At 65.3% G+C, this 19,689-nt stretch carries 20 protein-coding genes; 8 read left to right on the top strand and 12 right to left on the bottom strand.

Annotation, left to right across the window (positions count from 1 at the left end; genetic code table 11):
- Positions 1-2 precede the first annotated feature (2 nt).
- From gspN to gspG, 8 genes are all read right to left on the bottom strand, one after another.
- Positions 3-812, bottom strand: a complete 810-nt coding sequence (gene gspN / locus ACSQ22_RS10260; RefSeq protein ID WP_121507533.1) for a type II secretion system protein N — start codon at positions 810-812, stop codon at positions 3-5.
- A 28-nt stretch (positions 813-840) separates the two neighbouring features.
- Positions 841-1,398, bottom strand: a complete 558-nt coding sequence (gene gspM, locus ACSQ22_RS10255; RefSeq protein ID WP_055398546.1) for a type II secretion system protein GspM — start codon at positions 1,396-1,398, stop codon at positions 841-843.
- Positions 1,395-2,663: a type II secretion system protein GspL gene (gene gspL / locus ACSQ22_RS10250; RefSeq protein WP_431151895.1), complete on the bottom strand. Its 1,269-nt coding sequence runs from the start codon at positions 2,661-2,663 to the stop codon at positions 1,395-1,397. Before gspL ends, gspM begins: the two co-directional genes overlap by 4 nt.
- A gap of 82 nt (positions 2,664-2,745) precedes the next feature.
- The gene (gspK, locus tag ACSQ22_RS10245; RefSeq protein WP_055398544.1) at positions 2,746-3,732 is read right to left on the bottom strand and encodes a type II secretion system minor pseudopilin GspK; all 987 of its coding nucleotides are present in this window, start codon (positions 3,730-3,732) and stop codon (positions 2,746-2,748) included.
- Positions 3,733-3,866: 134 nt separating this feature from the next.
- Entirely contained in the window at positions 3,867-4,544 is a 678-nt protein-coding gene (locus ACSQ22_RS10240) for a PulJ/GspJ family protein (RefSeq protein WP_228897326.1), read from the bottom strand.
- 82 nt (positions 4,545-4,626) lie between these two features.
- Positions 4,627-5,013 carry a type II secretion system minor pseudopilin GspI gene (gene gspI, locus ACSQ22_RS10235; protein ID WP_436130229.1) on the bottom strand — a complete coding sequence of 129 codons (387 nt, stop codon included), beginning with the start codon at positions 5,011-5,013 and terminating at the stop codon, positions 4,627-4,629.
- A complete protein-coding gene (locus ACSQ22_RS10230; RefSeq protein ID WP_255484830.1) occupies positions 5,010-5,525 on the bottom strand; it encodes a prepilin-type N-terminal cleavage/methylation domain-containing protein in 516 nt (171 codons plus the stop codon). The genes gspI and ACSQ22_RS10230 overlap by 4 nt, the downstream gene beginning before the upstream one ends.
- 31 nt (positions 5,526-5,556) lie before the next feature.
- A complete protein-coding gene (gspG, locus tag ACSQ22_RS10225; RefSeq protein ID WP_370109541.1) occupies positions 5,557-6,021 on the bottom strand; it encodes a type II secretion system major pseudopilin GspG in 465 nt (154 codons plus the stop codon).
- A 48-nt stretch (positions 6,022-6,069) separates the two neighbouring features.
- Between gspG and ACSQ22_RS10220 the strand changes: the two genes are divergently transcribed.
- Positions 6,070-6,525: a type II secretion system protein N gene (locus tag ACSQ22_RS10220; RefSeq protein ID WP_055398539.1), complete on the top strand. Its 456-nt coding sequence runs from the start codon at positions 6,070-6,072 to the stop codon at positions 6,523-6,525.
- 31 nt (positions 6,526-6,556) lie between these two features.
- Here the strand turns inward: ACSQ22_RS10220 and ACSQ22_RS10215 are convergent, their stop codons facing one another.
- The 3 genes from ACSQ22_RS10215 to ilvA form a co-directional block, all read right to left on the bottom strand.
- Positions 6,557-7,138, bottom strand: coding sequence for a histidine phosphatase family protein (locus ACSQ22_RS10215; protein WP_436130472.1), 582 nt, complete (start codon positions 7,136-7,138; stop codon positions 6,557-6,559).
- Positions 7,129-7,935 carry an adenosylcobinamide-GDP ribazoletransferase gene (locus ACSQ22_RS10210; RefSeq protein ID WP_436130228.1) on the bottom strand — a complete coding sequence of 269 codons (807 nt, stop codon included), beginning with the start codon at positions 7,933-7,935 and terminating at the stop codon, positions 7,129-7,131. Before ACSQ22_RS10210 ends, ACSQ22_RS10215 begins: the two co-directional genes overlap by 10 nt.
- A gap of 83 nt (positions 7,936-8,018) precedes the next feature.
- Positions 8,019-9,581: a threonine ammonia-lyase, biosynthetic gene (ilvA, locus tag ACSQ22_RS10205; RefSeq protein WP_431151900.1), complete on the bottom strand. Its 1,563-nt coding sequence runs from the start codon at positions 9,579-9,581 to the stop codon at positions 8,019-8,021.
- Between the two features lie 356 nt (positions 9,582-9,937).
- On the opposite strand from ilvA, the gene ACSQ22_RS10200 reads away from it, so the two are divergent.
- Entirely contained in the window at positions 9,938-10,387 is a 450-nt protein-coding gene (locus ACSQ22_RS10200) for an OsmC family protein (RefSeq protein WP_436130227.1), read from the top strand.
- A 163-nt stretch (positions 10,388-10,550) separates the two neighbouring features.
- Here ACSQ22_RS10200 and coq7 read toward each other — a convergent pair whose 3' ends face one another.
- Complete coding sequence (gene coq7 / locus ACSQ22_RS10195; RefSeq protein ID WP_436130226.1) at positions 10,551-11,168, bottom strand: 2-polyprenyl-3-methyl-6-methoxy-1,4-benzoquinone monooxygenase; 618 nt, start codon at positions 11,166-11,168, stop codon at positions 10,551-10,553.
- Between the two features lie 315 nt (positions 11,169-11,483).
- On the opposite strand from coq7, the gene ACSQ22_RS10190 reads away from it, so the two are divergent.
- From ACSQ22_RS10190 to ACSQ22_RS10165, 6 genes are all read left to right on the top strand, one after another.
- Entirely contained in the window at positions 11,484-12,536 is a 1,053-nt protein-coding gene (locus ACSQ22_RS10190) for a porin (protein ID WP_436130225.1), read from the top strand.
- Between the two features lie 361 nt (positions 12,537-12,897).
- Complete coding sequence (locus ACSQ22_RS10185) at positions 12,898-14,478, top strand: ABC transporter substrate-binding protein (RefSeq protein WP_121507525.1); 1,581 nt, start codon at positions 12,898-12,900, stop codon at positions 14,476-14,478.
- Positions 14,479-14,630: 152 nt separating this feature from the next.
- On the top strand, positions 14,631-15,611 hold the full coding sequence (locus ACSQ22_RS10180) for an ABC transporter permease (protein ID WP_121422333.1): 981 nt from the start codon (positions 14,631-14,633) through the stop codon (positions 15,609-15,611).
- A gap of 148 nt (positions 15,612-15,759) precedes the next feature.
- Positions 15,760-16,977, top strand: coding sequence for a M20 aminoacylase family protein (locus ACSQ22_RS10175; protein WP_121507524.1), 1,218 nt, complete (start codon positions 15,760-15,762; stop codon positions 16,975-16,977).
- Between the two features lie 85 nt (positions 16,978-17,062).
- Positions 17,063-18,643, top strand: coding sequence for an ABC transporter substrate-binding protein (locus tag ACSQ22_RS10170; RefSeq protein ID WP_029413932.1), 1,581 nt, complete (start codon positions 17,063-17,065; stop codon positions 18,641-18,643).
- A 131-nt stretch (positions 18,644-18,774) separates the two neighbouring features.
- Positions 18,775-19,686 carry an ABC transporter permease gene (locus tag ACSQ22_RS10165; RefSeq protein WP_055398531.1) on the top strand — a complete coding sequence of 304 codons (912 nt, stop codon included), beginning with the start codon at positions 18,775-18,777 and terminating at the stop codon, positions 19,684-19,686.
- Positions 19,687-19,689 lie beyond the last annotated feature (3 nt).

Genomic DNA, 19,689 nt, shown 5'->3' with positions numbered 1-19,689 from the left:
GTTCAACCCACGGTGATGATGGAGCGCGCGCCGTTGCGTCGTCCAATGATGTTCAGAAGATTCGACAGGGCGGCTTCGCGCTCGGGGGTGGCGCTGGCCTCGCCCGCAAAGCGCAGGCGGTTGCCCACCCACTGGCCGGTGCCGTTGAGCTGCAGGTGACCGTCCAGCGTGCTCAGCGTGAGCGTGGGCGCCTCGCCGCCCTGCACCGCCAGCCGGTAGCTGCCCATGGGGCGCAGGGTGGACAGGCGGGACGACATGGCCCGTGCATCCAGCTGCACCTGGCCTGCCAGGGACATGCGTCCGGCACTCCAGCGCATGGTGAAGCCACGGGTCTGCAGCGCCAGCTGGCCCTGGGGCTGCAGCGTGTTCCAGGGCGTGCCCAGCCCGGTCAGCACGGAGGCCGGCCACAGGCTCTCGCCGTCGATGATGGTCAGGCGCGTACCGGACCAGCCGGCACTCGCCTGCAGTCGCAGGGGTGTAGGGGTGCAGCAGCTGGCATTCAGTTGCGCGTGCAAGCCACCCCAGCCGGGGCGGATGCGCCAGTCCAGGCGGCTGGGCAGGGCGGCGCTGTCCTGGCTGGCCGAGCCCCCCGTCAGCACCAGTTGGGCCGAACCTGTCCAGACCGTACCGCGTGCCTGCAGCAACTGTACCTGTCCGCCCGTTGCGCTGGCGACACTTTGTGCCAGCCAGTGCGCGGGTGCAAACGCCACCACGGCAGGCACTACGCCCGCCACAGCGCCGACCAGCGCCCAGCCCCATGCGCTGCGGGGAGTGCGGGGTACGGGTTTTCGGTGTCGTGAGGAGGTGGCCACGGGAGAGAGTGTCTGTGCGGGGGCTGATTCAGGGCTGGGCAGGCGGCAGGGCCAGCACCAGAGTGCCGTCCCAACGTGGCATCGCCGTGGCCGCGTTGCCCAGTTTGACCGGTGCCGGGGCGTTGGGTGCGGAGCCTGCAGGGGCGGCGCTGCGCGTCAAGCGCGCCTCCACCGGGGCGGCGCGGGCGTTGCTGCGTGCCTGGGCCAGCCATTGGGCCAGCGCATCGGCGGGAGCGCCTTTGAGCGTGACCGTGGCGCGGTCTCCCACCACATTGAGCTGGGCCGTATTGCCCAGGCGCTGTGTGAGCGCGGTACGCAGCGCACCGACGGAATCGCCGCGCGTGTTGCGCGGGGCCGACTGCAGCTGCTGCGCTTCGGCGCGCAGGCCTTGCATGCGCTGCAGCTGTGAGTCCAGCTCGGCATGGCGCGCGGGTGCGGCGCGCAACGTGGACAGGGCCGGGGCCACGGCCAGCCACCACAGCAGGGCAAACGCGACGAGGCCACCTGCGGCCAGGACCAGGGTCTGCTCCCGGGGGGCCAGGGCCTGCCAGCGGGCGCGCAGGGCGGGAGAGGTGATGACAGTCATGGTGTGCCTTCAGCGCGCAGCAGCAGGCTGCCGTCGTCCAGCCGGGCCCGGTAGCCCGCAGCCTGCAGGCGGGCCGAGAGCACGGTTTCTTCATCGGGGGCCAGCGTGACGCCGCGCAGGCGCAGCTCGCCGGGGGCGTATTCGATGCCCGTGGGCTGGCGGCCGCTGGGGAGGGAGGCTCCGGCGGCGGCAAGCAGGGGCTCTAGGTCGCGGGCCGAAACGGCGCCGGCCGCCTGCCGCAGCTGGGCCAGCTCGCGCTCCATCTGCACCGGGGCATCCACCACCACCTGCACCTTGGGGAAAGTCTGGGTCAGCGTGGACCGCACGGCCGCCTGTTTGGCGGCCAGCGCCTTGCGCTCCTGCCAGGCCCAGGCATTGAGACCCACCAGATGCGCCACCACCAGCAGTGCTGCGCCCCAGCGCGCTGCGCGCCACTGCGGGGCGTTCAGCAGTGCGCTGGCCAGGCTGCCCGCCTTGCGCAGCGCCCGGGTGCGGCCGGTGCTGGCCAGATCGAACTGGGCCAGATCCCAGTCGCCGCGCGCGGCGTCCAGCGCCCGCTGGCTGGCCGTGTGCAGAGCCACGCGCTGGCCCAGCGTGCGCTCTGCCAGGGCCGCGACCGCAGGCTCGGCGCGCACCACGGGCGCATCGTCTCCGTCCGTGGCCGTATCCTGGGGGAGCCCGGCACGGGCCAGCATCACGGAGGCAATGGACAGGGGCAACACGGCCACGCCGTGTTCGGCGCCCTGCCCAGTCAGCACCACGCAGGCGTCTTCGGGGGTGCCCAGGGCGCACAGCTCGGGGCGGCCACTTTGGGTGGGGCCGGGGGCGAATTCAGGCACGACACGCGACACGCGGCGACCAGCGGCTTCCAGGGCCTGCAGGTTGTCGCGCAGCCAGGTGCGGTCGCACACCGCCACCCACACGGGTTCTCCGGGATTGGCATCCGGCTGGATGGCAAAGTGCAGCTGTGATGCGTCGTCGAGCAGGCGGTCTTCAAGCAGACCCTCCAGCACCGATCGCAGGCGCGGTGTCTGCTGGCCCGCGCCCAGTGCCAGGCCGGGCGGCAGTTGCACCCGTTGCCAGGACAGCGCCCGGGCGGGTACCACGGCCACCACTTCGCCGCCGGGGCGCGTGGGTTCGGGCAGCAGCGCGGCCGGGGCAGTGGCGTGGCGAAGGGCAGTGTGGCCGTCCGCCGTCAGCGTGTAGCTGTACTCGGTGGCCGGCCCCGGACGGGCCGGCGGCAGGAAAAGGATGAGGGTGCTCATGGACAGGTTTTGCGGGCCATTTTAGGGGGCGGGCTTCACAGTGCGGGCCGAACCTGCGGATGTGTTGCAGATGTGTCAGATTTCAGCGCTGGGCCTCCCGAGCGCCCGGGGCGGTTTCGCGGTCAAAAGCACCCCGTTCGCGCCATAGCGTGGTGACCTCGATGCCCTGTTTGCGCACCAGTGATCGCTCGTCCACCATGGCATCGCCCAGGCGCAGGCGGCCGCGCACCTCAAAGTACGAAGAGGCCACGGCATGGGCGCCTTCATTGATGTCGATGCTGGCACCCAGAAGGTCGCGCACCTCGCTGAGCGTGCGGAAATGCCGAGCCTCGCGGGCCTGCAGCATCTTTTGGGCGCTGGCCATGTCCAGGCCGTCGATGGCGGCCAGCAGCACGTCGATGTCGGCGGTGTTGAGGTTGACCGGCGCGCGCACGGGCAGCAGCGTCACGTGGGGCGCCAGGCGGGCCACGGTGGTGGGCGCCAGGCCCAGCCAGCCCAGTTGCGACATGGTGGGGGGCAGCAGCGGGGCGTTCGTGCTGTCGGTGCCGGTGGTGGCCTGCGCGCGCCGCAGGGCGTCGGTGAGCAGGCTCAGCTCCTGCAGCGGCAGGCCCAGGCGCTCGAACAGCCGCGTGAACTGCCGCAGTGCCAAGGTCTGCACATTGCCGTTGTCGACCAGGTTGGTCAGATTCAGGCGGCCCTGCATGTCCGAGATCTGCCCCGACAAAAAGGCCTCGGTGGTGTCGGTGGTGGCGTCGTCCACCTGGCTGACGTTCTTGTCGGCCGCGAGAAAGGTGGACAGCCGTGCCTCCTGCAGGGGCACGGCCCAGGGCTCGGCCAGGTGGTCCGCACCACCCGAGCGCCCGTCTTCGCGCAGGATCAGGCGCGACCAGTCGAGCGCACCGACCAGAATCCAGGTGGACTGCACGCGGCCGCGCTCGGCCGTTTCAATCTCTACCGCGCGCCATTGCTGCCACATGGACGCCGCTGCAAAGGTCGCCACGAGGGTGACCGTGAGCATAGCCAGCAGCAGCGCCGCACCGCGTTCCCTGCGGACCGGGCGCGGCCCCATGTGGAATCCCCCTGGGTCGCTGTGAAACTGGCGCGGCCCAGACCAGTGCCATCGTCGAACAGGCTTTGCCAGGCCACGAGTGGCGTCCCCCTGGGGGGAAGCGGCGCGGCTGTTCAGGGGGGGGCTTGTCATTGTCATGTCCGACCCCCACCCAGCACGGGGTTCACCCAATCGCGTGTGAGCCGCCCCACCAGGGCCTGGCCGGGCGGCAGGGTGATCTGCAGGCGCACCCCGTCGGGGATGGCCGAGGTGCCCACCGGGGTGGTGCCACTGCTGGACAGCGGGTTGGACCACGCACCGCCCCGGTAGTAGAAGATCTGCCAGTCCTCCAGCGGCAGCAGCGTCATCTCATGGCGCCGCTCGGCGTCGCCCGGGCTGCGCGCCCACTGCGCGGCCAGCTGCCACGCCTCCTGCCACTCGGCGCGCGTGCGCACCGGGGGCGACTGCCAGCGCATCCACTGGCCCACACCCTGGCCGCCCCGGCGCGTCCAGGCAACCACCAGGGCGCCCTCGTCGGGCACTGCGCTGGTGCGCCGCGTCAAACGCAGCACCTGGCCGTCCCAGTCGAGCGGCGTGGTATTGGCAATGGGCAGCAGCGCATCCAGGTCCGTGCCCCACTGGCCCAGGGCAGACTGCAGTACCAGCATCTCGTCGGCCCGCTGGCGCGTGATCTCCTGCGCCCGCACCATCCCATCCAGCCCACGCCAGCTCAGGATGGCCAGCAGGCTCATCACCGCAATGGCCAGCAGCAGCTCTACCAGCGTGAAGCCGCGCGCGCCTTTCAAAACCGGCGCGGCGCGAGGCCAGTGCACCCGTGGAACTGGCTCTGCCAGGCCACCGGGTGCGTCCCTCCCAAGGGGGGAAGGCGCGAAGCGACTCAGGGGGGACATCTGGTCAATACCTTCCGATGATGGTCGAGATGCGCAGGATCGAGTTGTCGCCATCCAGCACCTGCGCGTCCATCCGGCGAAAGCTCGGGTTGGGCGTGGGCCGCACGATCAGGGCCACGGTGAGCTGGCGCCCGGCCTGTTCGCAGGTGACCTGGCTGTCGCCCACGCTGGGCATCTGGCGCGACAGGCGCGCATAGACCAGTTCGTTCTCGGCACATAACTGGGCCAGCACGATGTCTGACTGGCGCAGCGCGTTGCGCGTGAGCGCCGTGGTGGCCTGCAGCCCCGCCATCAGTGCAATAGCCACGATGCTGAGCGCCACCAGCACCTCCACCAGCGTGAAGCCGCGCTGGCGCCTGCAACAGCGTTGGGGGGGCAGGGTGGACTTCATTGGACGGTCTCGACGGTGAAGGGGCGCACCCCGTCGGTGGCAATGCGCAGCGTGCGCTCGGGATAGGCCTGGTGGGTGATCAGCACCTGCTGGGGGCCAATGAGGGGCTCTGGCCCCAGCACCAGCAGCGTGGGCGCGCGCACCGTGGTGCCCGCATCCAGCCACTGGCCGGGCATCGCCGCCAGTGCGCTGGGCGGCAGGCCCTCGAACCGGAACCCTCCGGCATCGGCACGCCAGCGCACGGGCATTCCCCCGGCGCGCGACTGCGCACGCGCAGATTCCAGCAACGCCGCCAGCCGGGCTGCCTCGCGCTCGACCAGTGTCTGCCCGCTGTCGCGCATGGCGATGCTCACACCGGCGGTGGCCAGGGCAATGATGCTGATGACCACCAGCAACTCAAGGAGGGTGAAGCCCCCCTGAGCCGCCGCGCGGCTTCCCTTCGGGGGGGAGATGCCGATGGCCTGGCGAAGCCAGTTCCACGACATCCCTGGCCGAGGGAGCGCCAGTTTCATGGAGCAGGGGTCTGTCGCGAAGAGCCGGTCGTCATTGCCAACTGCCAATATCAGCATCCTTGCCTTCACCGCCCGACTGCCCATCGGCGCCGAACGACATCACGTCGATCTCGCCCTTGATGCCAGGGTTCAGGTACTGGTACGGACGGCCCCAGGGGTCGTTGGGCAGTTTTTCGAGGTACAGCTTCCAGTTGTTGGGCACGGGGCCCGAGCTGGGCTTGACGATCAGCGATTGCAGGCCTTGCTCGGCCGTGGGGTAGCGCTGGTTGTCCAGGCGGTACAGCTTGAGCGCCTGCATGATGTTGGTGATGTCGGTGCGGGCAGCGGTCACGCGGGCGTCGTCGGCGCGTTCCAGCACATTGGGCACGATGAGGGCGGCCAGCACGCCGATGATGACGAGCACCACCATCAGCTCGATGAGGGTGAAGCCACGGGCCACGTTCGTGGCCAGGCGGTGGCGGGCGGAGCGCAAGAGGAGGGGGAAAGAAGTGTTCACTGCTGGCGGTCTCTGGGATGGTCGAATCGCGTGAATCATAATCCCCGCATGGTGACCAATACGTACAGCAAATGGGGCGTCCGCTTGGGGACTCTGGCGCTATGGGCCGCCGCAGGCGCCAGCGTGGTTTTTTGGGGGCTGCGCCTGTCGGCCCCTGCGGCCGGAGCCGCTGCGCCCGTGGTGCTGCCACCCCCCGTGGCGCCCGATGCGCAGGCTCTGGCCCGGCTGCTGGGGGCTGCGCCCGCTGCCCCGGGGGTGGTCGCAGCCGCCCCGGTGGCAACACTGGCCAGCCGCTTCGCACTGATCGGGGTGCTCTCGGGCCGCAACAGCGGGGGCGGCGCCGCGCTGATCGCGGTGGATGGCAAACCCGCCAAACCGTTCCGCGTGGGTGCCGCGGTGGATGAAGGGCTGGTGCTGCAGGCGCTGGGCCCGCGCCAGGCGCAGCTGGGGCGCGATGCTGATGGCCCCGCCACGCTGACGCTGGACATGCCGCTCAAGCGTTGATGCTTGATGCCGGGGCAGGGGGCTCCGGCTCCTATCCCAGTTCGATCCTCTCCCACTGGCCCCAGCCCGGCGCGGCAACGGGCCATTCTTCCGAGCGCGGCAGCACGCCGTTGCCGTGCGCCCTCAGCCACGCCACGCTGCGGATGACCCCGGCGTGGGTGATCCACACCACATCCTGTGTAGCCCCGGGGTCGTGGTCCTGCAGCGCAGCCGCCACGCGGGCCAGCACCGCCGCCAGGTTTTCCCCCAGGCCAGGGCGGTAGCTCGCGAAGGCGGCCGTCCAGGCGTCGATGTCGCTGCGGGCAATGGACTCCCAGGCCTGCCCCTCCCAGCTGCCAAAGTCCATTTCGCGCAGGCGGGCGTCGGGTTTTGATGCCAAATCGGGCCGCAGCGCTTGAAGCTCTAGCGCAAGCTGCTCGCATCTTTGTAGGGTGGAGTGAATCACCCGCGACTGGGGTGGCAGCGCGGCGGCCAGGTGTTCTGCGGCAGCGCGCGTGGCGGCGGGGTCGGCGGGGATGTCCAGCGCCCCATAGCAGGTGCCGGGTGCCACCAGCGGCTGGGCGTGGCGCACCAGCCAAAGGCGAGTTTTGGGGGGTGCGCCGGTCACATCCAGCGCAAGGCCAGCGCCGCGCCCAGGTAAAAGCCGATTTCGCTGACCTGCTGCGTGGCACCCAGGCAGTCGCCGGTAAAACCCTGCAGCCTGCGCGCGAACCAGCGGGCCATCCAGGCGGCGGCAAGGGCGCTGCAGAGTATAGACGCTATAAAATAAATAGCTGATTGCGCTTGATAGACAAGCGCTATCGGCATAAAACACCACAAAAATGCCGCCAGCAGCGCGCCGCCCGAAATCTGGTCGGCCAGCGGCTTGCTTTTGGACCGGGCGGTGTCGCCCACATGCGGCAGGCTGCGCACGATGAGCAGCGGCCAGAAACGCGACAGCACATGCGCCCCCACCAGCGCGGCCACGGCAGCCAGCAGGCTGTGGGCCCCCAGCAGCGCCAGCAGGCTGAGCTTGGCCAGCAGCGCCAGCACCAGCGCCATGGCCCCGAAGGCGCCAATGCGCGAGTCCTTCATGATGTCGAGTGCCCGCTCGCGATCGGCACTGCCGCCCAGGCCATCGGCCACGTCGGCAAGCCCATCCTCGTGAAAGCCGCCGGTCATCAGCACCGTGGCGATGGTGCAGAACACGGCGGCCACGGCCGGGGCCAGCGGGCTGGGCGCCAGGGCCCAGTGCAATGCGGCATAGACGCCCGTGGACAGCAGCGCGGCCAGCCAGCCAATGCCCGGAAAGTGTGCCGCGCTGGCCCGCAGCATGGCGGGGCTGTAGCCGACCCAGTCGGCCAGCCGACCAGTGACCGGGATGCGGGTGAAAAACTGCACGGCCAGCAGATAGTGGCGCAGGGCTTGCATGGGTTGGCTGGGACTACGTCAGATTTGATAGCTGCCAGCGCTTGATGGATAGGCGCTGGAGGCCAATTTGGCCCATATTCTGGTTACTTGGATCGCAGGAACAGCCGGTAGGCCGGGTTCAGCGTCTCTTCCACATACGGATAGCCCAGCGTGGCCAGGAAGGCGTCGAACGTGGCGGCGTCTTCGGGCGGCACCTGCATGCCCACGAGGATGCGGCCATAGTCGGCGCCCTGGTTGCGGTAGTGGAACAGGCTGATGTTCCAGGTCGGCTGCATCAGGCTCAAAAACTTGAGCAGCGCGCCGGGCCGCTCGGGGAAGGTGAAGCGCATCAGGCGCTCGTCCTGCGCGAGCGCCGAATGCCCGCCCACCAGGTGGCGCAGATGCTCCTTGGCCAGTTCGTCGTGCGTCAGGTCCAGTGCCTCGAAGCCGTGGCGGCCGAAGTTCTTGGCGATTTTCTCCGACTCGCCCTTGCCATTGGTGGTGATGCCCACGAACACATGGGCCTGGGCGGCATCGCTGATGCGGTAGTTGAACTCGGTCACGTTGCGCGGGCCACCCGGCAGGCCGCCCACCACCTCGCAAAAGCGGCGGAAGCTGCCGCGTTCTTCGGGGATGGTGACGGCCAGAAGCGCCTCGCGCTCCTCGCCCACTTCGGCGCGCTCGGCCACAAAACGCAGGCGGTCGAAGTTCATGTTGGCGCCGCACAGGATGGCGGCATAGGTTTCGCCCTTGGTTTTCTTTTCAGCAACGTACTGCTTGATGGCCGCCACGGCGAGAGCCCCTGCGGGTTCGACGATGCTGCGCGTATCCACAAAGATGTCCTTGATGGCGGCGCAGACGGCGTCGGTGTCCACCGTGATGAATTCGTCCACCAGGCCGCTGTGGGCGATGCGGAAGGTCTCCTCGCCCACCAGCTTGACGGCGGTGCCGTCCGAGAACAAACCCACGTCGGCCAGCGTCACGCGCTCATGTGCGTTGACGGACTGGATCATGGCGTCCGAGTCGTTCATCTGCACGCCGATCACCTTGATCTCGGGCCGCACGGCCTTGATGTAGTTGGCCACGCCCGAGATGAGCCCGCCGCCGCCAATGGCCACAAACACGGCGTCGAGCTGGTTGCTGCCCAGGCTTTGCAGCTGGCGCAGGACCTCCATGGCGATGGTGCCCTGGCCGGCAATGACGTCCGGGTCGTCGAACGGGTGCACGAAGGTCAGGCCCTGTTCCTTCTCCAGCTTCACCGAATGGCCGTAGGCATCGGAATAGCTCTCGCCAAACAGCACGACCTCGCCGCCCAGCGTCTTCACGGCGTCGATCTTGAGCTGCGGCGTGGTGGTGGGCATCACGATGACGGCGCGCGTGCCCAGCTTGTGGGCGCTCATGGCCACGCCTTGCGCGTGGTTGCCGGCCGAGGCGCAGATCACCCCGCGTGCCAACTGCTCGGGCGTGAGGTGCGCCATCTTGTTGTAGGCACCCCGCAGCTTGAAGCTGAACACGGGCTGCTGGTCTTCGCGCTTGAGCAGCACTTTGTTGTGCAGGCGGCGGCTGAGGTTCTTGGCGGGCTCCAGCGCCGACTCCACCGCCACGTCGTACACGCGGGCGGTCAGGATTTTTTTCAGGTAGTCGGCGGGGGTGAGGTGCTGGGTCATGGCAGGGCAGGTGGGCCGCCACGGGGCAGCGGCGGGGGTCCACATCATAGGGGGTCGGTTTTTTGGGGGGCGATGCGCCGCTGAGGGAAGCTATCGAGGCCAGTTCAGCCAAAAAAAAGCCCCAAGCCGTGAGGCCTGGGGCTAATCCATCCTTTGAGGAGATGGAGGAGACAATCGGTGCGGGACAAGTGCCGAAAACCGGGCTTCTTGCCATCTGCCTTTTCCATCCAGAAAAAGCAGCGCTTGGTGGAAGTTTAGCGCGAGTCTTGTTGCATTGCAGCAAAATCAACACCAAATTTTTATTTCGCCGGGCCATTCCGTGCGAAAAAAACCACGCACCAAAAAGGAGATACACCATGGAATGCACAGTCAGCTGGACCGGAGGCACAGGAACCCGTTCTGGCATGGGCTTTGTGGCCGAGACCGGCAGCGGCCATGTTTTAACGATGGATGGCGCGCCCGATGCCGCCAATCCGGCCAACGGCGGGCTGAACCTGGCGCCCCGGCCCATGGAGACAGTGCTGGCCGGCACAGGCGGCTGCACGGCCTACGACGTGGTGCTCATCCTCAAGCGGGGCCGCCACGATGTGCGCGGCTGCAGTGTCAAGCTGACCACCGAACGCGCCCAGACGGACCCCAAGGTGTTCACCAAGATCCATATGCATTTCACCGTGACCGGCAAGGGTATCCCGCCCGCTGCGGTAGAGCGCGCGATCGCCATGAGCCATGACAAATACTGCTCGGCCAGCATCATGCTGGGCAAGACGGCGGAGATCACCACCGGGTTTGAAGTGGTCGAAATTTGAATTTACCCCCCTGAGTCGCCTGCGGCGCCTTCCCCCCCAGGGGGACGACGCCTTCGCTGCGGGGCGGCCCTGGCTCGGCATCCCTGGCCTGGGCTGCGACAGTTTTTGAGGCGGCAGACGCGCGATACCTCTGGCGCACCCATAGCGTACGCCCGGGCCGTCGTCAGAGGTAGTGTGCGGTGGTGGTCATCACCTTGGCTGCTACCTTCATCGCCGCCCGGGCGGGGGCCGGCAGTTCCAGCGCTCCGGATGCCCGTGCCTGGGCGGCATGGCGCTCCTCGTCGTCCTTCATACGGGCCACCACGGCCCGCGAGGGCAGGTCTTGTGTGGGAAGCCGTGCGAGGTGGCTTTGAAGGTGCGCCGCCACCTGGTTTTCCGTTTCCGCCACAAAACCCAGACTTGCCCGGTCGCTGACCTTGGCGGCGACCAGCCCCAGCGCGAAGGCGCCCGCAAACCACAGGGGGTTCAGCAGGCTGGGCCGGGCGCCCAGCGCGTCCAGGCGCTGCTGGGTCCAGGCGAGATGGTCTGTTTCTTCGCGGGCGGCCTCCAGCAGATGGGCTTGAAGCGCGGGGTCGCGCGTGATGGCTGCCTGCGCGGTGTACAGGGCTTGTGCGCAGACTTCGCCCACGTGGTTGACACGCATCAGCGCCCCCGCCAGCTTCTTCTGGGTGGGGTCGAGTGCTCCTTCGTCCATGCCGCGCGCCGGCGTGGGCTCCGATGCCCGGGGTGTTGCAAAAAGTGTGCGCAGTGCGGTGTCAGCCGCAATAAGCAAAGAGTCCATGGAGGCTTTCAGGTTGGCAAGAGCGCAGAAACACAATTTTCACTTGGATACAAATCTCAGGCGCTGGCAGGAGCTGCTACAAGGCGCAGCAGATCGATTTTGCCGAGGTTCATGGAAATGTTGCAACACTGCAACGATTTTTCCCTTTCGGGTCGATTGTGGGTGAATTCCTTTGCGAAACCTGGCCGGGTCTGGTGCAATAAGAGCAACTTCCCCACCAGGAGGTTGGCCCGGGGAACCGGCGGGACTGTGCAGGTGCTTTCACCATAGACCCCCCGTACCGGAGCCCGATGTTTAACCTTGGAGTAACTCGCAATGAAAAAATCCCTGATTGCCCTGGCTGTGCTGGCTGCTTCCGGCGCTGCAATGGCTCAATCGTCCGTAACCCTGTTCGGTATCGTTGACGCTACCTACGCATACGGTTCCGGCAGCGTCGCCAACAAGTCCCAACTGACGAACTCCGGCTACAACAGCAGCCGTCTGGGCTTCCGCGGTGTTGAAGATCTGGGTGGCGGCATGTCCGCTTCGTTCTGGCTCGAAGCTGGCGTGAACAACGACAACGGTTCCGGTGGCACCACCAGCACCAACAACCAAGGCGCAAGCGGCGTCACCGGCGGTGGCGGCTTGACCTTCAACCGTCGTTCGACCGTCAGCCTGAACGGCGGCTTCGGTGAAGTGCGTCTGGGCCGTGACTACACGCCCCAATTCTGGAACCTGACCGTGTTCGATCCGTTCGGCACGAACGGTGTTGGCACGACCCAAACCCTGAACTCCAGCCTGGGTGGCCCAACCACCTTGCGCGCTTCGAACTCCATCGGCTACTTCCTGCCTGGCAACCTGGGCGGTTTCTACGGCCAAGCCCAGTACTACATGGGTGAAAACCTGAGCAACGCAGCCAACAAGAAGGACGGCAACGGCCTGGCTCTGCGCGCTGGTTACGCCAATGGCCCCATCAACGTGGCTCTGGCTTTCTCTGACACCAAGTTCCTGTCGGGCAACATCAAGGCTGTGAACCTGGGCGGTCAATACGACCTGGGCGTGGCCAAGATCATGGCTCACTACAACCAAGACGACGTCAAGGGCGGCGCTGAAGGCAAGGGCTTCCTGATCGGTGGTCTGGTGCCCGTGGGCGCTGGTGAAATCCGTCTGGCTTACTCCACCTACAAGATCGACCAAGTTGGTGCTGACCCACGTTCGAACAAGATCGCTCTGGGCTACGTGCACAACCTGTCCAAGCGCACGGCTCTGTACGCAACGTACGCTCACGTGAGCAACAAGAACGGCGCTGCTCAGTCCCTGAACGGTTCCGTGACTGCTGCTGGCGACAACTCCAACGGCTACGACTTCGGTATCCGTCACAGCTTCTAATATCGAGACTGGCTTCTGGCCAGTTACCGGTATCAAAGCTAAAAAAGCCGCCTTCGGGCGGCTTTTTTTTGTCTGCTGATTTGTGCTTGGTGGTTGGTTGTGCGGACTTCCTGTATGTAACTCCGGGTACATCCGCCCTACGGATCGGTCGGATGATGTCGGGCAATGGCGTCCTTCGGCCTGTCTCCGAGGTTTCTTCCTCTTGTTTGCTTTGGTGCAGATTCTTGGCACCATCCTTGCGTGCTGCTTCCCTACAAAATCAGCCCTTAGAGGCCCTTCGTAGTGCCCGGGATTCAGGGATTTCCCGTTGGCTATAGAGCAACCTTTACTGCATAGTAAAACTTTTATTCAAGAGGGTTCCATGAAACTCAAATACAGTCTTTTGTCGGTGGCTGCGGCTGCTGCACTGCTTGTGGCGCCAGCCCTGCATGCCAAGCCCTTCAAATGGGCTAGCCAGGGGGAAATCGCGACCTGGGATATCCATTCCCAGAACAACGCGCTCCAGAATGGCATCCATGCGAATGTGTATGAAAGCCTGGTTTACTACAACAGCAAGACCTTTGACGTAGAGCCCGTGCTGGCAACGGCCTGGAAAGAAATCAGCCCCACGCAGGTGCGTTTCACGCTGCGCCAAGGGGTGAAGTTCCATGATGGTTCGGCCTTCACCGCCGACGATGCGGTGTATTCGCTGCAGCGCGCGATGGCCAAGACATCGAATTTCACCCCCTACATCCAGGGAATCAGCAAGATCAACAAGGTGGATGCGCAAACCATCGACGTCATCCTGACCGCTCCCAACCCTGTGCTGCTGCGCCAGATGACCGAACTGCGCATGATGAGCAAGGCCTGGGCGGAAAAGAACAAGTCGGTCGAGCCCAAAGACATCAAGGGCACCGACGAAAACTTTGCCCACCGCAATGCCATGGGCACCGGTCCTTACACGCTGGAATCGTGGCAGCCTGATGTGAAGATGGTGTTCAAGCGCAACCCCAACTGGTGGGGCAAGATGGACGGGAACGTGACCGAAATCGTCTACACCCCGATCAAGTCTGCTGCCACACGCATTGCAGCCCTGCTGTCGGGCGAAGTGGACATGGTGCTCGACCCCACTCCCCAGGATCTGGGCCGCTTGCGCGCCAGCCCCGACCTCAAGGTGATTGACGGCATTGAGAACCGCACCATCTTCCTGGGCATGGACCAGTTCCGCGACGAACTGCCAGGCTCGAACATCAAGGGCAAAAATCCGCTCAAGGACGTGCGCGTGCGCAAGGCCCTGTACCAGGCGATTGACGCAGAAACCATTTCCCGCAACATCATGCGTGGCCTGGGCAAGCCCACGGGCACCATCGTGGCCCCACAGGTGGCGGGTTATACCGAGGCCGTTGGCAAGCGTTTCCCCTACAGCGTTGAAGCCTCCAAGAAGCTGCTGGCCGAGGCCGGTTACCCCGATGGTTTTGAGGTGGACTTTGCCTGTCCCAACAACCGCTACATCAATGACGAAGCCATCTGCCAGGCCGTGACCGCCATGTGGTCGCGCGTGGGCGTGAAGGCCAAGCTGCGCACGCTGCCCCTGGTCAATTACTTCCCGATGATCCAGCGCTACGAAGCCAGCATCTACATGCTGGGCTGGGGAGTGCCGACCTTCGATGCGCTGTACAGCCTGCAATCGCTGGTCCGCACTGTGGGCCAAGGTGGTGACGGCAACTACAACGTGGGCCGCTACAGCAACCAGCGCATGGACTATCTGGTGGACCGCATCAAGGCAGAAACCGATGCACCCGTGCGCGCCCGCATGCTGACGGAAGCGCTGCAACTGTCCAACGACACCGTGTCCCACATTCCTCTGCATGACCAAGTGATCCCATGGGCCGTGAAGAAGAACATTGAACTGGTTCACCGCGCGGATAACCGCGTGGACATGCGCACCGTCAAGGTGAATTGACCGGTGCGTGACACACTGAGAGCAAGGGCCCCGAGGCCCTTGCTTTCTTTGTTTTGCTTTCTGGTCCGGTTTGACGACCGCATATTGCCTGCCAGCGCCCTGCCATCAAAAGTGGCTGTGGCGTTCCCATCGAACACTCAATCGACTCTCCGATGCTCGCCTTTATATTGCGCCGCCTGATACAGGCTGTGATTGTCATGGTCACGGTGGCCTTCATCTCCTTCATGCTGTTCCAGTACGTGGGAGACCCTGTGGTGTTCCTGCTGGGCCAGGACGCCACCCCCGAGCAGATCCGCGAACTGCGCGCCTCGCTCGGTCTGGACAAGCCCTTTTTCGTGCAGTTCTGGCATTTTTTGGTCAACGCAGCCCAGGGCGAATTCGGCCTGAGCCTGCGCCAGGGCGCCAAGGTTTCGCGACTGATTGCAGAGCGCTTTCCCGCCACACTGGAGCTGGCCTTGGTGGCTGCTTTCCTGGCCCTGGTCATTGGCGTGCCCATGGGCGTGTATGCAGCCCTCAAGCGCGGCACCTTCACAAGCCAGCTGTTCATGACAATCTCACTGCTGGGCGTGTCGCTGCCAACGTTCCTGATCGGCATCCTGCTGATCCTGGTGTTCGCTGTCACCCTGGGCTGGTTCCCCAGCTTCGGGCGCGGTGAAGTGGTACAGATGGGATGGTGGAGCACGGGCCTGCTAAAGGCCAAGGGCTGGCACCACATCACGCTGCCTGCCATCACGCTGGCGATCTTCCAGCTCACGCTGATCATGCGGCTGGTGCGCGCAGAAATGCTGGAGGTGCTGCGCACCGACTACATCAAGTTCGCACGCGCCCGGGGTCTGTCCAATCGCGCCATCCACTTCGGCCATGCGCTCAAGAACACGCTGGTGCCCGTGATGACCATCACCGGCCTGCAGCTGGGTGGTCTGATTGCCTTCGCCATCATCACCGAGACCGTGTTCCAGTGGCCCGGCATGGGCCTGCTGTTCATCCAGGCCGTGACCTTTGCCGACATTCCGGTGATGGCCGCCTACCTGTGCCTGATCGCCTTGATCTTTGTGGTGATCAATCTGGTGGTGGACCTGTTGTATTTTGCGGTCGACCCTCGCCTGCGCGTAGGCAAGGCAGGAGGGCATTGAATGAACTCCCCCCTGAGTCGCTTCGCGCCATCCCCCCAAAGGGGGGACGCTCCCAGCGCGGCGGGGCGGCCCTTGCGCGGGAGCGCTGGCCTGGGCCGCGCCGGTTTTGCCGGCTGCTGGCGCTGCACGAGCTTTCGGGGCGCCTGACATGCAGTCGCTTCGATACAAAGCCGGAGGCCGGGCGTTTGCGCACATTGCGCAGTACCACCCCGAGCTGACCGCACTGCGCCGGGACCTGCATGCCCACCCTGAGCTGGGTTTCGAGGAGATATACACCAGCACGCGCGTCAAAGAGGCTCTGAAGCTCTGCGGCGTGGACGAGATCCACGACGGCATTGGCCGCACAGGAGTCGTGGGCGTGATCCGCGGCCGCAGCACTTCCAGTGGCAGCATGGTCGGCCTGCGTGCCGACATGGATGCGCTGCCGCTGGCCGAGCACAACGATTTCTCCTGGAAGTCGTGCAAGCCCGGCCTCATGCATGGCTGCGGCCACGACGGCCACACCGCCATGCTGGTGGGGGCTGCGCGCTACCTGGCCGAGACCCGCAACTTCGACGGCACAGCCGTGCTCGTGTTTCAGCCGGGTGAAGAAGGTTTTGCTGGCGCCCGCGTCATGATGGAAGACGGGCTGTTTGACCGCTTCCCGGTGCAGTCCATCTACGCCATGCACAACTGGCCCGCGATGAAGCCCGGCACCGTGGGTATCAACTCCGGCCCCATGATGGCTGCGGCGGATCGCTTCACCATCGAGATCACGGGACGTGGCGGCCACGGTGCCCATGCCTACCAGACGGTGGACGTGCTGGTTGTGGCCGCGCACATCATTACGGCCGCGCAAAGCATCGTCTCGCGCAATGTGCGCCCCATTGAAAGCGCCGTGGTAAGCATCTGCGCCGCACAGGCTGGCGACCTGGGGGCCTTCAGTGTGCTGCCGGGCTCTGCCACGCTGGTGGGCACCGTGCGGACATTCGATCCGGTCGTGCAGGAGATGGTGGAAAAGCGCCTCAAGGAGCTGTGCAACGCCATCGCCCTGGGCTTTGGCGCCACGGCCACGGTGCACTACGAGCGCATCTACCCGGCCACGATCAATAGCGAAAGCGAAGCCATCTTTGCTGGCGACGTGGCCGAATCCCTGCTGGGTGCCGACCATGTGGTGCGTGACCTGGAGCCCAGTATGGGCGCCGAGGACTTCGCCTTCATGCTCCAGACCCGCCCCGGTGCCTATCTGCGCATCGGCCAGGGCACAGGGGCCAGTGGCAGCGCCTTGCACAACAGCCGCTACGACTTCAACGACGACATCCTGCCCCTGGGCTCAGCGCTGCACGCAAGCCTTATCGAGCAGGCCATGCCTTTGGCGGCAGCTTGAAGCACCGTCCAGCCAGCCTGCCCATTTGCACTACCGCGCCACGGCCCAACCCTTTCACCCCGCTTTCCCCAACCTGGAGGTTTCCATGAAATTCCATAAAAAAATCGCTCTGACCGCTCTCTTTACCGCGTTGGCGGCGGCGAGCCTGGTGGCCCAAGCTCAGACCATCCGCATCGCCAACCAGGGTGACTCGCTGTCGATGGACCCCCACTCGCTCAATGAGTCGCTGCAGCTGAGCGTCACCGGCAACGTCTATGAGCCGCTGGTCGGCCGCAACAAGGATCTGAGCCTGGCGCCTGCCCTGGCGACGAGCTGGAAGCAGACGTCGCCCACCGTGTGGCGTTTCGAGTTGCGCAAGGGCGTGCAATTCCACGACGGCACCCCTTTCACGGCCGATGACGTGGTGTTCAGCTTCGGGCGCACCCAGGTGGAAGGCTCGGACATGAAGAGCTACACCAACGACTTCAAGGAAGTGCGCAAGATCGACGACCACACGGTCGAAATCGAAACCAAGACCCCCTTCCCGATCCTGCCGGATGTGATCTCGCTCGTGTACATGATGAGCAAGAAGTGGTGCGAGACCAACCAGGCCCTGGGCCCGGTGGACCGCCGCAAGGGCATCGAGAACGCCGCCTCGTTCCGTGCCAACGGCACGGGCCCCTTCCGCCTGCGTGAGCGCCAGCCCAACGTGCGCTCGGTGTTTACACGCAACGGCAGCTACTGGGGCAAGATCGAAGGCAACGTCAGCGAAGTCGTTTTCACCCCCATCGGCAACGATGCGACCCGTGTGGCCGCCCTGCTTTCGGGCGAGGTGGACGTGATGGAACCCGTACCCGTGCAGGACATCGAACGCGTGAACGGCAGCGCCAACACCCGTGCCATCACCGGCCCCGAACTGCGCACCATCTTCCTGGGCATGGACCAAAAGCGTGACGAGCTGCTGTACTCCAACGTCAAGGGCAAGAACCCCTTCAAGGACAAGCGTGTGCGCCAGGCCTTCTACCAGGCCATCGACATCGAAGGGATCAAGAAGACCGTGATGCGTGGTGCATCCAACCCCTCGGCCCTGCTCGTGGGTCCCGGCATCAATGGCTTCCAGCCTGACGCGAAGCGCCTTCCCTACGACGTCGAAGCTGCCAAGAAGCTGATGGCAGAAGCCGGCTATCCCAATGGCTTCGAAGTGGCCATGAACTGCCCGAACGACCGCTACGTGAATGATGGCCGCATCTGCCAGACGGTGGCCGCCAACCTCTCTCGCATCAACGTCAAGATCAACCTGCAGGCCGAAACCAAGGGCACCTACTTCCCCAAGGTGCTGCGCCGCGACACCAGCTTTTACATGCTGGGCTGGACGCCCGCCACCTACGACTCGCACAACGCGCTCAATGCCCTCATGCGCTGCGTGGATGACAAGGGGTCCGGCCAGTTCAACCTGGGCGCTTACTGCAACCCCAAGGTCGATGAGCTGACACTCAAGATCCAGGCCGAGACCGACAAGGTCAAGCGCAACGCGATGATCAAGGAAGTCTTCGATCTGCACGCTGCCGATGTGGGCCACATTCCCCTGCACCAGCAAGCGCTGGCTTGGGGCGTGGGCAAGAACGTCAAGCTCGTGCAGCTGGCCGACAACTTCATGCACTTCAAGTGGATGAGCATCACCAAGTAAGAAGGGGCGCAGAAGTCCCTACGTTAGTCGATCGCAGAGAAAAGAGAGAACGACCGGTTCTTTGAAAGTCCACACCAACGCATGGCCGCTACCCGGGCTCTGCGTTGGTGCTTGTTTACTGGTTTCCCACAATGAAAACAACCCTTGCCCGCTGGTTTGACAGCGATGTTGGCTACAGCTTCCGCACATCGCCCATGGCGATGGTGGCCGCTGCCATCGCGCTGATCTGTGTGTTCTGTTCGGTATTTGCCGGATGGGTCGCGCCCCATAACCCCTTTGACCTGGCCACGCTCGAACTCAGCGACGCGCGGCTGCCACCGGCCTGGAGCGCCGAGGGCTCCATGAAGTACCCCCTGGGCACCGACGACCAGGGCCGGGACATTCTTTCCGCCCTCATCTATGGCGCGCGCATATCCCTTGTGGTGGGCCTCGCATCGGTGGTGCTCTCCGTGGTGGTGGGCGTGGCGTTTGGACTGCTGGCCGGCTTTCGCGGTGGCTGGATCGATGCCGTGCTCATGCGCCTGTGCGACGTGATGCTGTCGTTCCCCGCCATCCTGGTGGCGCTGCTGATTGCGGGTGTGGGCCGTGCGCTGTTTCCCAACGCGCACGAGTCGCTGGCATTTGGTGTGCTGATCATCTCCATCTCGCTCACGGGCTGGGTGCAGTACGCGCGCACGGTGCGCGGCTCCACCCTGGTCGAGCGCAACAAGGAATACGTGCAGGCTGCCCGCGTGACGGGCGTTTCGCCGCTGCGCATCATGCGCAAGCACGTGCTGCCCAACGTCATGGGCCCTGTGATGGTGCTGGCCACCATCCAGGTGGCCACGGCCATCATCACCGAGGCCACATTGTCCTTCCTGGGCGTGGGCGCACCGCCCACCTCGCCTTCGCTGGGCACGCTGATCCGCATCGGCAACGACTACCTGTTCTCCGGCGAATGGTGGATCACCGTGTTCCCCGGTGCCATGCTGGTGCTGATCGCCCTGAGTGTGAACTTGCTCGGCGACTGGTTGCGTGATGCCCTCAATCCGCGCCTGCGCTGAACA

The organism is Acidovorax sp. LjRoot38 (assembly GCF_964252975.1).
GTDB classification, from domain to species: domain Bacteria; phylum Pseudomonadota; class Gammaproteobacteria; order Burkholderiales; family Burkholderiaceae_C; genus Acidovorax; species Acidovorax facilis.
Note: the sequence above shows the minus strand (reverse complement) of the source record. Positions and strands in the feature narration are given on the sequence as shown.

Coding starts and splice junctions, on each gene's coding strand:
- gspM (WP_055398546.1), bottom strand. CDS start 1,398: ATGACTGTCATCACCTCTCCCGCCCTGCGCGCCCGCTGGCAGGCCCTG.
- gspL (WP_431151895.1), bottom strand. CDS start 2,663: ATGAGCACCCTCATCCTTTTCCTGCCGCCGGCCCGTCCGGGGCCGGCC.
- gspK (WP_055398544.1), bottom strand. CDS start 3,732: ATGGGGCCGCGCCCGGTCCGCAGGGAACGCGGTGCGGCGCTGCTGCTG.
- gspI (WP_436130229.1), bottom strand. CDS start 5,013: ATGAAGTCCACCCTGCCCCCCCAACGCTGTTGCAGGCGCCAGCGCGGC.
- ACSQ22_RS10230 (WP_255484830.1), bottom strand. CDS start 5,525: ATGAAACTGGCGCTCCCTCGGCCAGGGATGTCGTGGAACTGGCTTCGC.
- ACSQ22_RS10220 (WP_055398539.1), top strand. CDS start 6,070: ATGGTGACCAATACGTACAGCAAATGGGGCGTCCGCTTGGGGACTCTG.
- ACSQ22_RS10210 (WP_436130228.1), bottom strand. CDS start 7,935: ATGCAAGCCCTGCGCCACTATCTGCTGGCCGTGCAGTTTTTCACCCGC.
- ilvA (WP_431151900.1), bottom strand. CDS start 9,581: ATGACCCAGCACCTCACCCCCGCCGACTACCTGAAAAAAATCCTGACC.
- ACSQ22_RS10200 (WP_436130227.1), top strand. CDS start 9,938: ATGGAATGCACAGTCAGCTGGACCGGAGGCACAGGAACCCGTTCTGGC.
- coq7 (WP_436130226.1), bottom strand. CDS start 11,168: ATGGACTCTTTGCTTATTGCGGCTGACACCGCACTGCGCACACTTTTT.
- ACSQ22_RS10190 (WP_436130225.1), top strand. CDS start 11,484: ATGAAAAAATCCCTGATTGCCCTGGCTGTGCTGGCTGCTTCCGGCGCT.
- ACSQ22_RS10185 (WP_121507525.1), top strand. CDS start 12,898: ATGAAACTCAAATACAGTCTTTTGTCGGTGGCTGCGGCTGCTGCACTG.
- ACSQ22_RS10180 (WP_121422333.1), top strand. CDS start 14,631: ATGCTCGCCTTTATATTGCGCCGCCTGATACAGGCTGTGATTGTCATG.
- ACSQ22_RS10175 (WP_121507524.1), top strand. CDS start 15,760: ATGCAGTCGCTTCGATACAAAGCCGGAGGCCGGGCGTTTGCGCACATT.
- ACSQ22_RS10170 (WP_029413932.1), top strand. CDS start 17,063: ATGAAATTCCATAAAAAAATCGCTCTGACCGCTCTCTTTACCGCGTTG.
- ACSQ22_RS10165 (WP_055398531.1), top strand. CDS start 18,775: ATGAAAACAACCCTTGCCCGCTGGTTTGACAGCGATGTTGGCTACAGC.